This is a genomic window from Rhizobium sp. CB3060 (assembly GCF_025200735.1).
In the GTDB taxonomy this organism is placed as follows: domain Bacteria; phylum Pseudomonadota; class Alphaproteobacteria; order Rhizobiales; family Rhizobiaceae; genus Rhizobium.
The window spans coordinates 1,805,797-1,822,736 of sequence record NZ_CP104158.1 but is presented as its reverse complement, the minus strand read 5'-3'; the positions used below and the strand labels follow the sequence as shown (position 1 = coordinate 1,822,736).

5 protein-coding genes are annotated in these 16,940 nt (G+C 57.9%); all 5 read left to right on the top strand.

What is annotated here, in order from left to right; all coding sequences use genetic code 11:
• Window positions 1–160: 160 nt before the first annotated feature.
• The 5 genes from N2601_RS08870 (at window position 161) to N2601_RS08850 (ending at window position 16,833) form a co-directional block, all read left to right on the top strand.
• The gene (locus N2601_RS08870) at window positions 161–7,330 is read left to right on the top strand and encodes a DUF4214 domain-containing protein (protein WP_260303929.1); all 7,170 of its coding nucleotides are present in this window, start codon (window positions 161–163) and stop codon (window positions 7,328–7,330) included.
• Between the two features lie 247 nt (window positions 7,331–7,577).
• Window positions 7,578–8,309 (top strand): hypothetical protein, encoded by a 732-nt coding sequence (locus N2601_RS08865; protein ID WP_260303928.1) that lies wholly within the window; start codon window positions 7,578–7,580, stop codon window positions 8,307–8,309.
• 23 nt (window positions 8,310–8,332) lie between these two features.
• On the top strand, window positions 8,333–13,099 hold the full coding sequence (locus tag N2601_RS08860; protein WP_260303927.1) for a beta strand repeat-containing protein: 4,767 nt from the start codon (window positions 8,333–8,335) through the stop codon (window positions 13,097–13,099).
• 78 nt (window positions 13,100–13,177) lie between these two features.
• Entirely contained in the window at window positions 13,178–15,361 is a 2,184-nt protein-coding gene (locus N2601_RS08855) for a type I secretion system permease/ATPase (RefSeq protein WP_260303926.1), read from the top strand.
• Window positions 15,358–16,833, top strand: coding sequence for an HlyD family type I secretion periplasmic adaptor subunit (locus N2601_RS08850; protein ID WP_260303925.1), 1,476 nt, complete (start codon window positions 15,358–15,360; stop codon window positions 16,831–16,833). Before N2601_RS08855 ends, N2601_RS08850 begins: the two co-directional genes overlap by 4 nt.
• The last annotated feature ends 107 nt before the right edge of the window (window positions 16,834–16,940 follow it).

Genomic DNA, 16,940 nt, shown 5'->3' with positions numbered 1-16,940 from the left:
TGTCACCCCGTCGCTGTCTTACTCTGGTCCCTTCAATCTCGATTTGGCGATCACTCCCCCGACACCGGATAATATTAGCGCTATCTCGTTTACTCCAGCTGCTCCCGTTGCGCCGACGCCGGTGACGCCGGTCGATGGTGCATCATGGAATTTCGGGTTCATGGCGAACGTTCCGGACGCTCCGGTTGCGCCCACGCCGCCATCGACAATGAACTTTGAGCCATTTTGGGGGGGACTTCTTGGCGACCGTGGGTATAACGGTTCGTCTGATGGCGGTCTTTCCCACAGTGCGACCGAAGATCACGCGGGTAAGTCAGCGGATGATCACATCGGAGGTTATTCTTCATCCCATAGTGCAACTGAAGATCATGCGGGCAAGTCCGCGGATGACAACATCGGGGGCTATTCGTCATCCCACAGCGCGACTGAAGATCATGCGGGCAAGTCCGCGGATGACAACATCGGGGGCTATTCGTCATCCCATAGCGCAACCGAAGATCATGCGGGCAAATCCGAAGACGACAACGAGGGCAATAGTGCCGGTGTACCGGTTCTACTCGATCTTTCCGGTAATGGACTCAATGTGAACATGCTCGGGACGTCATCGCAGTTCGTGAATGTGAACGGTGACGGCTATCAACATCGCATGGCTTGGGCGGGCAGTGGTACTGGCGTGCTCGTGCTTGACGCCGATGGTGATGGCAAAATCAGTAGCTCAAAGGAATTCGAGTTCACGCAGTGGGATCCGACGGCAACAGGCGATCTCGAGGCAATCAAGGACGTATTTGATACCAACGGAAACGGTAAGCTCGATGCCGGCGATGCCCAATGGTCGAAGTTCAAGGTCATGGTCAATGGTCAGCTAGTCACGCTGTCCTCGCTTGGCATCACCTCGATCGACCTGACCCCGAAGGGCAGTGGCCAGACCTTCAGCGATGGCTCGGCAATCACCGGTACCACCACCTATACCAAATCCGACGGCTCGACTGGGACGGTGGGCGACGCCGCTCTTGCCAGCGATTCCAATGGTTACATCGTCAAATCGACTGTTGTCACCAATGCCGACCAGCCTAAGACGAACACCATCCAGGCCTATAATGCCGATGGCAGTTTGGCTTTCCAGGATGTGGTGACCACCAGCGTCGACGGCAATAGCGTGTCAACCAAGTTCGACGATGACGGCAACGGCACTTACGACCGCTCGCAGACCGATGTCACTACGGTTGCTTCCGGCGTGCGTACGCGAGTGGTGACGGACTTCAATGCGGATGGCTCGGTCGTCGACAGCACGACGACAGTCACCAGCGCCGATCACACGACGATCACGACCACCCTCGATCAGGATGGCGACGGAAAGCCAGACCAGAGCCAGACATTTGTCACCAATGCTGACGGCTCGACAACGACCACGACCAAGACGTTGAGCGTGTCCGGAGCGACATTGCAGCAGGTGCTGGTGCAGTCGAGCTCCGATGGTCTGACCGAGACAACGAAGACGGATGTCAACGGTGACGGTACCTACGACGATGTCGTGTCCGACATCACGGTTGTTGCCAGCGATGGCTCGCGCACTCGTACGGTGAATGATAGCAGCACCAACGGCACGTTGTTGTCGAGCGTCACGACTGTCACCAGCGCCGACCGGCATACGAAGACCGTCACAAGCGATCTCGACGGCAATGGCACGGTCGATGAGCACGACTTAACCCAAACCACGATCGTCTCGAATGGCGACGTGACCACCGTGGTGACGACCACGAATGGCGACAATTCGGCCAGAGGCAAGGTGACGACGGTCGCCGCCGCGAATGGTCTTTCCTCCACGGTATCGACCGATATCACCGGTGATGGCGTTGCCGATCTCGTTCATTCGGACGTGACGACCGTCGCCTCCGATAGCTCGCGCACGGAAACCGTGCAGGTCAAGAGCGCCAGCGGTGTCCTGCTGTCGAGCAGCGTTACGACGACCAGCGCGGATGGCAAGAGCAAGAACATCTCAGTCGATGCCAACGGCGATGGAGCAGCCGATACCACCACCGTCATCACGGTGGCGAGCGATGGGACCATCACCGAAACCGACAGTTCCCTCAATCCAAATGGAACGCTCGTCGCCAGGGTGCTGACGACCACGAGTGCCGATGGCCTGTCGAAGACCATGAGTACGGACGCCAACGGGGACGGCACATACGACGCAGTGACGACGGACGTGATCTCGGCCGGCACCGGCGGTGCGCGCGTCGAGACGGTAACGATGAAGAGTGCGAACGCCACGGTCACCGCCAAGACAGTGACGACGACGTCGGCTGACAGCTTGATGCAAACCATGCAATCCGATGTCAACGGCGACGGCACGTTCGACGAGACGGTTTCCGACGTGATCGTCTTGAACGCCGGCGCCCGTACGGAAACGGTTGCGGCAAAGAGCGGTAATGGCACACTGCTGAGCCAGATGGTGACAACCGTTAGCGCCGACCGTAAGACAAACTCGGTAACCAAGGACGTCGACGGCGACGGTCATGTCGACAGCACCTCAACCCAGACTATCGCGACCGACGGCAGCCAGACCACGACAACGACCATTACGAGCGCCGATGGTGCGCTCCATGGCAGGAGCACGGTAACAGTCAGTGCCGATGGCCTGACCATCACCACCGTCACGGACGCGAACGGCGACAGCACAACTGATCTAACGACGGTCGATCAGACGGTCATCAAAGCCGATGGCAGCCGCACCGAAACGGTGACCAACAAGAGCAACACCGGGGTGCTCCTCGACAAGGTAACGACGACAACCTCCGGCAACGGCCTGACGATCACTGTCCAGAAGGATGTCAACGGTGATGGCGTTATCGACGCCAAGACGGTTGCTGCGACCGTGCTCAACAGCGATGGATCGAAGGCAACTACGACCTCGGATTATGCAGGCACCTCCTTGATTGACCAGGCGAAGGTGACGACCAGCGCCAATGGCCTGGTGACGAAGACCGACTATAACTACGACGGCAACGCCACGGTCGATCGCACCGATACTGCCACCAAGACCTTGAATGCCGACGGCTCGACCTCGCTGGTCGATGCCATTACCACCGTGAGCGGCACGCTTCTGGCGAAGACGACGAACACGGCGACGTCGGATGGCAAAACCGTTACCAGCCAGGTCGACCTCGATGGCGACGGCAAGATCGATGTGAAGACAACTGCCGTTATTGATGCCACCGGCCTGACCACGAAGACGGTCGAGACCTACAAGACTGGCACGACGACGCTCAGCAGCCGCGCGGTCACGATGACCTCCGCCAACGGACTGTCCGTGACGACCAAATCCGATTTGGACGGTGACGGTACTTTCGAGCAAGTCCTCAGTGATGTTACGACGCTGAACGCCGATGGCTCGCGCACGGAGGCTTTCGCGCGCGAGAGCAATACGATCCCGATTGAGCTAAAGCGTGTGACGACGTCCGCCAATGGCCTGAGCAAGACGACAGTCGTGTCGAATGACGTGGTGGGAATGACGGCGCGCAACGAGATGTATCGTCTCTATCATGCGGTTTTGGGCCGTGATCCCGATGCCGGTGGCATATCCGACTTCGCGGTGGCCTATAATTCGGGCACTACGGCGGTTCAGCTTGCTGGTGTCATGCTCAACTCCGCCGAGTACGCGCAAAGAATTGGCACGCTCGACAATACGCAGTTCGTGACAATGCTCTATCAAAATGCCTTGGGACGGGCGCCGGAGGCGGCAGGTCTCAATGGCTGGGTCAGCACACTCAATGCTGGAACCTCGCGCGCGTCCGTTGCCCAGCAGATTGCTGATTCTGCCGAAGGACAAGCGCACACGGCGGCTGGTGCCCAAGCTTGGGCACTCAACAATCCGGCCGTCGTGCTGTCCGCGGTCCGCACCACGACGGATGTCACGACACTCAACTCAGACGGATCGACGACCGAGGTGGTCACCAATACCGGGCTCGTTGCGAATAAGACGACGACCACGATAAGCGCCGACGGCAAAACGGTTACGGTTACCTATGACATCGATGGCAATGGCGTCGTCGACCAGAAGTCCGTGACCACGAAGAACGCCGATGGCAGCGTCATGCAGACGCTGTCCGACCTGACCTCGGCAGGCGCAACTGCGCATACCAAGACAATCACCACCAGTGCCGATGGCCTGACCCAGACGGTCAGCTACGACACGGATGGCAACGGCGTTGCCAATAAGAGCGTAACCGATGTGACGACGCTGAACGCCAACGGTAGCAAGACGACGACGGAAAAGACCTACACCGTCAACAGCAGCGGCACGTTGGTACTGAGCGCCGTCACGCAGACCGATACGTCCGCCGATGGCCTGACCGTCACCACGAAATGGGATCAGACCGGTTCCGGTACCTTCACTAAGAGCCGGACCGATGTGACGGTCCTCAATGCCGACGGCTCCCGCACCGAGACGGTCAGCTATTTCACTGGCACGGCGCTCACCAGCCGCTATCTGGCGACCACCAGCGCCAACGGTCTGTCGGTCACGACGCAATCGGATCTGACGGGCTCGGGCACCTATGGCCAGACCTCGACCGATGTCACGGCAATCAACGCCGATGGCACCAAGACGCGTACCGTGTCCAGCACCAAGGCCGACGGTTCGCTGATCTCCAAGTTCGTCACTACCACCAATGCCAATGGTGAGATCGTATCGACCAACGAGCAACGCTCGGGGTTTGCGACCCAGACCGTCAGCGACACGATCGAGGTCCTTGCCGATGGCGCAACGCGCGAGACGGTCGCGACCACCGACGCGTCCGGCAAACTGATCGACAAGACGATCACGCTGACTAGCACCGACAAGAAAACTGTGACGATCGACCGCGATCCCAATGGCGATGGTGTCATCGATCAGCATCAGCAGTCGGTAACTGCAGATACCGGTGTCGTTACGTCGAGCGTGACGGACTACAAGGCCGCTGGAGTCAAGACGGATGGTTCGGTCAGCTCAACAACGGCGAATGGCTTGCAGACCACGATCAACTGGGATCTCGATGGCAACGGTACGAATGATCGCCAGAGGGTAGCAATAGACACGAACAATGCCGACGGTAGCAAAACGACTGTCATCTCTGACACTGATCTGACGACCGGCAAGCTGGCGACGAAGACGACGATCCAACAATCGTCTGACGGCATGGTGCGCACGACCTCTAAGGATGTCGACGGCGACGGCGCGGTCGACCAGGTGGAAACACTGACAGCCAACACGACAGGCGCCACCGTCTCGATTACCACGAACAATGCCACGGCACAGAAGACGGACTATCTCCTGGCTGGCAAGGTCTACTGGAAACAGGCAATCGCAGCTAAGGCGGAAACTGACGGTTCCGCAGATGGGCACACGAAGACGGTCCAATACGACTATGACGGCAATGGCACCTTCGAGGTCGTCATGCAGTCGCAACTTCAGGTCGATGGCTCCACGGTCGCAACAGTAACCGAGACCAATACCAGCGGTGCCGTTGCCGCCAAGGGCACGATCACGACCACCGCGGACGGCCTGATCTCGGTTCTAAGCAAGGATTCCAACAACGACGGCGTCATCGATCACACGGAAACCTCGGTTACCCACAATGACGGCTCGATAACGCTGACAAAGATCGACCTTAATGCAAGCGGTGCGGTCACCCAGACCGTCGTCGATACTGTCTCGGCTGTAGGCGGTTTGACACTGCGTGTCACCAACGATGGTCCAGTCAACGCGCAGCCCTGGGCACGGATAGAGCAATCCTTCAATGCCGCCGGGCAATTGACAACGCAGGAACAATACAATGACGATGGCTCGCGCGACGAGGCCGTCTTTGACCCAACCAATTCACAGCCATGGTCGCAAGTGACCCATCACTTCGATGCCGCCGGCCGATTGACCCACGAGGTCGACTACATGGATGACGGAACCAGCGGTGTCAACGACTGGGATGTCGCAAACACTCAAGGATGGTCGCGCTACATTCAGATATTCAACGGAGCCGGCCAGCGTACCGAGGCCGAACAGGACAACGACGACGGCACCAAATCGATCACTTGGTTTTACACGCCGACAGCGGCGCAGCAGCACATCGACTACTACAATACTGCGGGGCAGCGCACCGGCACCATCGATTTCGACGTGACCAATTCACAGTCGTGGAGTCGGATCGATAACAATATTGACGCACCGAGCGGTCAGGTTGGCTCCCAAACGATCTACTGGGACAATGGTACCCGAGCTGTGAACTTCTGGGACTTGGCAAACACGCAAGGGTGGTCAACGATCAATCAGGCATTTAACACTGCCGGGCAAATGACGAACCAGAACGTCAACAATGATGACGGAAGCAAGGTTCTATACGCGTATGACGTCGCCAACTCGCAAGGCTGGTCTTATATCGCGGATGTCTATGTGCCGAGCGGTCAGTTGATCGCCGACAATGTCTATAGCGATACGCCAGGTTCAATTACGGCGACGAATTACGACGTATACGGCAATCAACCCTGGACGCGGTTGGTTCAAAACATCATCAACAACGTTGAGCGTACTGCCACGACCTACAACGACGATGGCAGCTACACTAACTACCAATACAACGCCTCGCACGTGCTGACCGGGTGGCAGCGCTATGCCTATGTGAGCGGCGGCGGCGGTGGCGGTAGCACTGGTTGGAAGATGATTGATCAATGGCCCCAGCCGAGCTCCGGTGGCAACCGGCCGGTGTTGCTTGACCTCAACGGCGACGGCCACATCGACCTGCGGCCGCTCGACACCGACGCGCTTGCCACCGGTTCCTCCGTCACCTTCGACTGGAATGCCGATGGCGCACGTGATGGAACCGCATGGGTTGGTCCCCAGGACGGTTTCCTAGCGATCGATCTCGGCGAGGGCGGCCAGGCTGGTCCGGACGGAGTCATCGACCAGGCGAAGGAACTCTCCTTCTCTGCGTGGGCAAGCGACGACCAGGTCGCGGCCAACGGCGGATCGGTCTCCGACCTAGAAGGCCTAAGGTTGGTCTTCGACAGCAACCACGACAATGTCCTCGACGCCAACGACGATCGCTGGAGCGAGTTCCGAGTCTGGCGCGATGCCAACCAGAACGGCGTTGCCGATGACGGCGAGTTGCTGACCATGTCGGACGCCGGGATCAAGCTGATCAATCTTCTACCGACCACCGACGGCAGTCAGTCGTTCTCCGACGGATCCGCGATCACTGGCACGAGCTCGTACCAGACGACTGATGGCGCGTCACGCTATCTCGTCGGCGATGCGACGCTTGCCTATCAGGCTGCGATCCCGCAGCAAAACGCCGCCTGAGGATAGAGCATTCGTTTTCGAGATGCCGAGCCGTTCAACCGCCCGGCATCTTCTGACTTCCAAGCCGATAACCAAGTTAGGCAGCGGCTTTCATTATTTCGAATCCCCCTGAAAAAGCAGAGTTGAATTATTCTCGATTATTGGTTCAGTGCACGCATAAGATGAATTTCGGCTGACTTGGCGGTGGCAAACTTCTGCATTGCCGGATGGGCGTCCACCTCACCGCAACCCAAACAACTGTATTGAAATGTCAAAAACACGCTATTTCATTCCGCAAATTGTGGCGGCGGCAATTGCGACAGTTGTGAGCGTTTATTCCTTGGACGCCGCGGCCGATACGCTCAAAGTTCTCGGCAAGTCCTTCTTGGACGCCACAATCAATGGACTGACGTTGCGCTTCAGAGCGGACGGCACACTTCTTCTGTCGCGTGCCGACCGCGGGAATCCACAGTCCTTTGAGTTATTCGCCGGTCGTGCGGCGAATGATCGGGACGCAAAAGCTGCACGCGATCTTCTGGCCTCCAGCAGGGGATCCGTCGAACTCGACAATATCATCTTTGAAATCGCATCTGACTGCCAGTCGCGACCCGACAACCACTATCCCTGGTGTGCATTCTCTATGGTTGGCTATCAGCCAAGCATCTTCGTCGACAAACTTCATATTTTCGCCCCTGTTACATATCGGAGCGAAGGCGCTATGGAGCGTTCGTCAGTTCTGGACTGGTTCGCGCATAGGCGTGAAACCGACGAGCTAATTTCCGATAAATTTAGGCTTTACGCACTAAGCAACTCCAAGGGCGAGGAAGTATATTGCTTAAACGAAATTTTCCCACGGAATTGCAAATACAGACTTTCGATCGACAGCAAGGTTGTCGCTGAATTCATTATTCATGAGCGTTACCGGAACGAGGATGAACTATCGACGTTTCGCAAGGTTGCTCCAGATATAGTCAAATTTTACATATCAGTCCCTCAATAGAACGATGACGTAGAGGAATTTACATGGCGTATGAGTTTTCTTCATCCGAACTTTTCGCAATCAAGACGGCTTATGACAACGCAACGACCGGAGCGGGAACGTGGGCCACGGTCTACGCGACCATCGCGTCCGCCATCACGGACGGCGGCGAACCTAAAGCGGGGGTTGATCCGGCGGCGTGGGTTTGGGTGAACGGGGCGTACGCTGTCAATGTCGGCTCAGGAGACTATTCGGCGTTCATCCGAACCTATTCTTCGGCGCAGTATGAATATCGTTTTGGAACGCCATCGCAGACCAGCCTCCAAAGCGTGTCGGACGGTGTCGCGAAGGCGGTGGCGGATACGATCCTTGCAACAGAGAAGATGCCGGATCTCCATACAATTGGCGTTGAAGACGCAAGTGCTTCCATCTCGCAATATTTCAATGGCGATCAGAGTGGCTGGTCAGGCAATCCACTCTTCCTCTTTCTTGGTGACGATTCCTTCTACCGCAACACCATTCTTCATCTAACCAATCAGAATGATCCACTGGCTGGTGACAGCTATGACTTTATGACCTTTGTGAAAAGCAGCATTGACGCGTTAGGTCCGGTGAAAAGCCTGAGTGATTTGGCGGTAAACGTGATCAAAACGATGCAAACCAACGGGCTGGGGCTTCTCGGTACTACATCACTCGTTTTGAAGGACATGCATGAATCTGACCTTCTGATAAAAAAGGAAACAGGTTCGTACGCGGCGACGATCGTCTCGGAATATACGGTCAAATTGGGTACAAATGTCGGGCAAGACAACTTAGGTGCCGACGACGACGGCGAAGCATGGTTCATCAATGGCGGTGCGGGTGATGATGAGATTGCCGGCAACACTAGCCCTGACACGCTCATCGGCGGGCTTGGCAATGATGTCGTCATCGGAGGAGCTGAAATCGATCACATCTTTGGCGGCGCTGGAAATGACATCCTAGTTGGCGGAAACGAGTCAAACATCGCCATTGGTGATACGATCGATCTTACTGCCGATCACAGGGATTGGAATGATCACGCTGGAGATATTCTGGACGGCGGGATGGGGAATGACACCTATCTATCATCTACGACAGTCGGTGACACATGGGATTGGGCAGGGCTTTACGATATCAATGACGTAAAGATGGGCTCCCTTCTTAAAATTATCGATACCGTGGATGAGACCGACGGAGACGGCGTCGGCACAATCCGCATACAACAATACGACCCCTCTGCTGATCCGGATCAGCAATATACAGCATTGGACCCAGCAGGGAACTACGAGTTCCGATATACGGACGAGTTTGGAACTTCATTTTATTCCGATCCTTCAGTTCCAAAAGTCGTAGCGGTTCGTAACGTGAACATCGACGGATCGTCCGTTCCTTATCTGTTTGTTATGGGTGGTTATCCGCAGAGCCCGGTCTTAGCCGTCAAGAATTTTTACCAAGGCGATTTTGGCATCAACCTGGAAAATTACGTCCGCGCGCGGCCGTCTATCGGTTCGGACGTGCAGGATCGGAATTTTCAAGGATCATCTTCGTCGGAACTTTTCACTGGGGGCGCCGGCAACGATTCTGTCGACTATTCGAGTTCGAGTGGCTCGGTTCGAATCGACTTGGCATCGAGCACGGGGTCCGGCGCCTCCGCAGAAGGCGATACCTTTGTCTCAATCGAAAACGCCTCCGGGTCGCAGTTTGCCGATATTATTATCGGCAACAGCAGCGACAATTCTCTGAGTGGTGGCGGAGGCGACGATGAAATCCGAAGCGGCGGGGGTAACGATTACCTTGACGGAGGTGCAGGGAATGACACGATCTATACCGCCGTGGGCGAGCAAATAGTTGATGGTGGCGCTGGTGACGACGTCCTTGTGGTGTCCGGGGCTCGCAGCGATTATACCCTCAGCGCAGAGACGGATCAGTTGATTTCAATCGAAAATCAGGCTGGGACATCGATCATTGCGACCAACGTAGAATGGATCAGGTTCGAGGATGAATCGGGCACGCAGATCGGTTTGGTGAATGTTGATCACCTTCTGGCGAGCGAAGGCAAAAACCTGATTGAGGGAAGCGCAGGCACCGACGTTTTGGTTGGAAGCACGGGAGCGGACGCGATCTTTGCTTCTGACGGAGGCGATACAGTCGATGCGGGCTCCGGCGATGACCTAATTGATGGCGGACTAGGCAACGACGATCTCAAAGGGGGCGTGGGCAGCGACACCTATCTCTATGCCTCGGGCGACGGTTCCGACGTGATCGACGACGATGTCAGCTTCCTCGACGCGGGTAATGTCGACGTGCTGAAGCTGACCAATCTCAGCCGTTCCGATGTTGCGCTTTCGCGCGACGGCGACAATCTGAAGGTCACGATCAATTCCACCGGCGCCGTCATTACCATCGACAACCAGTTCCTCAACCCCGATGCCGGCTTCGGCATCGAAACCATCACGTTTGCAGATGGGGCATCGATAAATAGGGCCAACATCCTTGCAAGCGTCAGCGATGATAGCAATTCGGGTGGTCAGATCATCACCGGCACATCTGGTGACGACGATCTGGCGGGCACGTCCGGTGACGACATCTTCGACGGTGGCCTCGGTAACGACTCCATGAATGGCGGGGATGGAAGCGACACCTATCTCTATCGCCTGGGTGACGGCTCGGACGGGATCGGCGACCAGTCGGCCTCGACGACGAACGTCGATACGCTGAAGTTTGTTGACATCAACTTCGCCGACGTGAATTTCTCACTTTCGCAGAACGACCTGGTGGCCACGATCAATCCGACGGGCGATGTCGTTTCGATTTATTGGCAATTTCTGGATGCCTCAGCCGGCTGGGGCCTGGAGAAGATGCTGTTTGCCGACGGCATCACGATGGACCTCAAGCATGGCAATGTCGTCTGGCAGATTAACGGCACGGCTGGCGACGATCACATCACCAGCCCGATGTGGGGCTCCGCCGAGGTGTTTAACGGCGGCAAGGGTAACGACTTCCTCGACGGTACCGCCGGCAGCGATACCTATCTTTATGCCTCCGGTGATGGTTCCGACGAGATCAATGACGATGTCGGCTTCCTCGACGACGGCAATGTCGATGTCCTGAAGCTGACCGACCTCAACCGTTCAGACATCGCTCTCTCACGGGACGGCAGCAACCTGAGGGTCACGATTGCCACCACCGGTAACGTCATCACCATCGACAATCAATTTCTCAACCCCGATGCCGGCTTCGGTATCGAAGAGATTGATTTCTCCGACGGGTCGTCGATCGGTAGGGCGGATATTTTGGCGAGCGTTGGCGATGGCGGCAATTCTGGCGATCCGGGCAATTCCGGTGGGCAGACCATCACGGGTACATCTGGTGGCGACGATCTGACGGGCACGTCCGGTGACGACATCTTCGACGGTGGCCTCGGTAACGACTCCATGAATGGCGGGGATGGAAGCGACACCTATCTCTATCGCCTGGGTGACGGCTCGGACGGGATCGGCGACCAGTCGGCCTCGACGACGAACGTCGATACGCTGAAGTTTGTTGACATCAACTTCGCCGACGTGAATTTCTCACTTTCGCAGAACGACCTGGTGGCCACGATCAATCCGACGGGCGATGTCGTTTCGATTTATTGGCAATTTCTGGATGCCTCAGCCGGCTGGGGTCTGGAGAAGATCCTGTTTGCCAATGGCATCACGATGGACCTCAAACATGGCAATGTCGTCTGGCAGATTAACGGCACGGCTGGCGACGATCATTTCACCAGCCCGATGTGGGGTTCGGCCGAGATCTTTGACGGCGGCAAGGGCAACGACTTCCTCGACGGTACCGCCGGTAGCGACACCTATCTCTATGCCTCCGGTGATGGTTCCGACGAGATCGACGACGATGTCGGCTTCCTCGACGACGGCAATGTTGATGTCCTGAAGCTGACCGATCTCAACCAGTCCGACATTAGGCTGCAGCGCGACGGCGACAATCTCAAGGTCACGATCAACTCCACCGGTGACATCATCACCATCGACAATCAATTCCTCAACCCGGATGCAGGCTTCGGCATCGAGGAGATTGAATTCGCAGATGGATCCTCCATCGGTCGTAATGACATCGGATCTACGGTGACTAACGCACTGCTCCAGACTGCGACAGCGGCTACTGTACGCTCATCCGCGCCGGTCATATTGCTTGGAGATTTCCAAGACACAGTGGGCGAGGACCATATCGACTTGCGGCCACTCGACACCGACGCTCTAGCCACCGGCGCGGCCGTCACCTACGACTGGAACGCCGACGGCGCGCGCGATGGAACGGCGTGGGTCGGACCTCATGACGGCTTCCTGGCCGTCGACCTCGGGGAAGACGGACAAGCTGGTCCGGATGGTGTCATCGACCAGGCGAAAGAACTCTCCTTCTCGGCGTGGGCCAGCGATGATCAGGTTGCGGCCAATGGTGGATCGGTGTCGGACCTCGACGGCCTGCGCCTGGTCTTCGATACCAACCACGACAATGTTCTCGATGCGAACGACGATCGCTGGAGCGAGTTCCGCGTTTGGCGTGATGCCAACCAGAATGGTGTTGCCGATGACGGCGAATTGTTGACCATGTCGGACGCCGGCATCAAGCTCATCAATCTTCTGCCGACGACCGATGGTAGCCAGTCGTTCTCCGACGGATCGGCGATCACTGGCACGAGCTCCTACCAGACCGCCGATGGCACGACGCGCTATCTGGTCGGCGATGCGACGCTTGCCTACCAAGCGACAATTCCGCTGCAGAACGCCGCCTGAGGATCAATCACTAGAACGAGATGCCGGGCCGCTCAACCGCCCGGCATCTTCTCCAGTATTGCGTGAGCACTGTTCCCAATGGATAACACTACCCTCGCCGAGCCGGAACAGGCTCCGGCAAGTCCCGCCGAGAAAGAACGCCCCGACAGTGGCCTAGCGGCTATTGCGGCGATCGCCGGCTATTATCGCATCGCCTCCAACCCCAATGTCCTCGCACGTGACCTGGCGCTGTCGAGTGCGGCCGCACGGAGCGATCTTCTGCGTGCCGCAAAGCTGGTCGGTCTGAAGGCAAAGCATGTCGAGATCCACACGGATGCCCGCCTTGGCACCCTTCCGACGCCTGCCATCGTCTGTCTGACCGACGGCCGCTTTGGTGTCTTCGGCGGTGTAACGCCGGACGGCACCTATCGGATCATCGATCCCGTCGATTTTTCCAGTCGCAATCTCGGATCGCACGAAGTCTTGGCCGAGACAGCCGGGCATTTCATCCTGCTGCAGCGGCGCTTGGCCGGGCCAGGGTCTTCGCGCGGCAATTTCGGGTTCCGCTGGTTTCTGCCGTCGATCTGGCGCTACCGCCATGCCTTCGGCCATGTCCTGCTGGCCTCGCTGATCGTGCAGATCTTCGCGCTCGTGACGCCCCTGTTCTTTCAAGTGGTCGTTGACAAGGTCCTTGCTCATCGCAGCTATTCGACGCTGATCGTGCTCGTCGTCGGCTTGGCGGCGGTTGGGTTGTTCGACGTCGTCCTGCAGTATCTTCGAACCTATGCGCTCTCACATACGACCAATCGCATCGACGTCGAACTTGGCCGCCGCTTGTTCCGGCATCTATTGAACCTGCCGCTCTCCTATTTCGAGACACGGGCGACCGGCCAGACGATCGCGCGTGTCCGGGAGCTGGAGACGATCCGGAATTTCCTGACCGGGCAGGGGCTGTTCTCCGGCCTCGACCTGATCTTCACCGTCGTCTTCATCTTCGTGCTGTTTTCCTATTCGTCCAAGCTTGCCTGGATCGTTATTGCCTCAATCCCCTTCTATCTGGCGATCGGCTTCCTTGTGCGGCCGTTCTTGAAGGAGAAGATCGACGAGAAGTTCGAGCGCGGCGCCTATAGCCAGCAGCTTCTCGTCGAGACGGTCGTCGGCGTGCAGACCTTGAAGGCAGCCGCCGTCGAGCCCGTGGTTTCGGCGCAATGGGAAGAGCGGCTTGCCGGCTACGTCCAGTCGTCGTTCGGAACAACGATGCTGGCCGCCAAGGGCCAGAACGCCATCCAATACGTCAACAAGATCACTTCTGCTGCGCTCTTGTTGTTCGGGGCGCAGGCGGTCATCAATGGCGAGTTGACGGTCGGTGGACTGGTGGCGTTCAACATGATTGCCGGGCAGGTCTCGCAGCCGATCCTGCGTCTGTCGCAGCTCTGGCAGGATTTCCAGCAGGTGCAGGTATCGGTGGCAAGACTCGCCGACATCCTCAATGCGCCGCCGGAGCCGCGGCCGGAGGTTTCCGTTAGCCTTCCGAAGCCGAGAGGGGCAATCGCCTTCAAGGGCGTAAACTTCCGTTACTCCGCCGATGGCCAGGATGTTCTGAAAGACATCACCTTTGCGGTGCGACCTGGCGAAGTGATCGGCATCGTCGGTCCGTCCGGATCCGGCAAGTCGACGCTCACCAAGCTGGTGCAGCGCTTCTATATCCCAAACCGCGGTCAGGTCTTCGTCGACGGCCAGGACATCGCCCAGGTCGACCCCGCGTGGCTGCGCTCGAACATCGGCGTCGTTCTGCAGGAGAACATGCTGTTCAACCGGACGATCCATGACAACATCTGTCTGGTGAATCCTTCGATGTCGCGGGCAGCGGCAATGCAGATGGCGCGCCTGTCGGGTGCCGACGAGTTCATTGCAAAGCTGCCGAAGGGCTACGACACCTTGATCGAGGAACGCGGTGCCAATCTTTCCGGAGGCCAGCGGCAGCGGCTGGCGATCGCGCGAGCACTGGCGACCAATCCACCCATCCTCATTCTCGATGAGGCGACCAGCGCGCTCGATTATGAGAGTGAGCGCATCATCCTCGCCAACATGCGCGAGATCGTCAAAGGCAGGACGGTGATCATCATCGCCCATCGCCTGGCGACCGTCCGGCATTGCGACCGCATCATCGGCATGAAGGATGGGCGCATCGTCGAGGAAGGCAACCACGATAGCCTGTTGAACAAACCTAATGGTCTCTATGCCCATCTCTGGCAGTTGCAGACGGGGCTCAATCAGGCATGAACCAGTTCATCAAGCCCCCCAAGCGGCCAAGGCGGCCACGCCGCACCAGGATCGAAAACGAGTTTCTGCCGGCAGCGCTGGAGATTCTCGAGACGCCTGCGTCTCCGATCCGCACCGTCTTCATCTGGTTCATCGCTGTCGTTGTCGGCAGCACCCTACTGTGGAGCTATCTTGGCACCTTCGACATCGTCTCGACGGCGCAGGGAAAGCTGCAGCCAACGGGCCGCGTCAAGGTGATCCAGTCCCTGGAGGTCGGCAAGACGCGGTCCATTCCGGTGGTCAACGGCTCGAAGGTGAAAGCCGGCGACGTCGTCGTTGAGCTCGACGACACCGAACTCAAATCTGATGAAGAAGCACTGACCGTCAATCTGCATGCCTTGCGCGCTGAGATCGCCCGGCGCAACATCGCCCTGGCACTGGTGAGAAGCTGGCTTGCAGGAGACATTTGGACCTGCGATCGCACCATACCTGCAACCCTGTTGTCCCTTCCTGCCGACACGCCCGACAATATTCGCACGCGCGAGCAGACGATCTTCGCGGCCGATCTAGCGCAACTCGATGCCAATCTCGACAATCTCGCTGCCCAGCGCACCCAGCAGCAGGCGACGATCGAGCGGCTGAGCGCCAAGATCGATGCCCACAAGCGATTGATCGGAACCCTGGCAGAAAGGGTTGCGATGCGCTCTACACTGGTCGATGAGGCGGCCGGCTCGAAATCCGGCGTTATCGACGCGCTGGAGATACAGCAGAAGGAGGAAACCGATCTCGCCGAAGAGGTCGGGCAACTCGCTGAAGCCAGAGCCGCGCTGGCTGTTGCGACGAGCGAAGGCGAAAAGGCACTGCGCGCCTTCATCGCCGACAACGCCGAGAAACTGGGCGATGCCTCAAAGCAGGCGGACGAGCTGGATAAGCAACTCATCAAGGCGCAGACGCGCCGCCAGTCGATGACCATCGAAAGTCCGATCGATGGCGTCGTCACCGCCTCTGCTATCACCACCATCGGTCAGGTGGTCAATCCCGGTTCTGAACTGATGCGCGTCGTGCCGGCGGACACCGCACTCGAAATCGAAGCCTTCCTGCCGAACAGCGACATCGGCTTCGTCGCCGCCGGGCAGGAAGCGGTGATCAAAGTGCAGGCCTTCCCGTTCACGCGCTACGGCGTGGTCCACGGCCATGTGACATCCGTCGCCACCGACGCTGTTCCGGAGCCGGATGCGCAGCAGATGGAGGGCGAGCCGGCCAAGCAGCTTCAGAGCCTCATTCCGATTGGCAACGTGCAGCGGGTGCAGAACCTGGTTTTCCCGGTCACCGTCAGACCGGACACCGACGTGATCAATGTCGACGGTGTGATGCAGCCGCTGTCACCGGGTATGGCGGCGACGGTCGAGATCAAGACGGGCAAACGGCGAATCCTTGAGTATCTGTTCTCGCCGCTGGCGGAGGTGGCGTCAGAGGCCATGCAGGAGCGGTGAAACAGGTAAATGATCGCCTGGCAGTCCGAGAACCAATTCAAGAAGGATGTTTAAGTATGACAATCGGATGGCGTCTTCGATGTATTGGATTTCTGTCGGCGCTCGCA

What these genes read in the sequence shown, in the direction of transcription:
- N2601_RS08870 (WP_260303929.1), top strand. Translation starts at nt 161, where the DNA reads ATGGCGAACGTTCCGGACGCTCCGGTTGCGCCCACGCCGCCATCGACA.
- N2601_RS08865 (WP_260303928.1), top strand. Translation starts at nt 7,578, where the DNA reads ATGTCAAAAACACGCTATTTCATTCCGCAAATTGTGGCGGCGGCAATT.
- N2601_RS08860 (WP_260303927.1), top strand. Translation starts at nt 8,333, where the DNA reads ATGGCGTATGAGTTTTCTTCATCCGAACTTTTCGCAATCAAGACGGCT.
- N2601_RS08855 (WP_260303926.1), top strand. Translation starts at nt 13,178, where the DNA reads ATGGATAACACTACCCTCGCCGAGCCGGAACAGGCTCCGGCAAGTCCC.
- N2601_RS08850 (WP_260303925.1), top strand. Translation starts at nt 15,358, where the DNA reads ATGAACCAGTTCATCAAGCCCCCCAAGCGGCCAAGGCGGCCACGCCGC.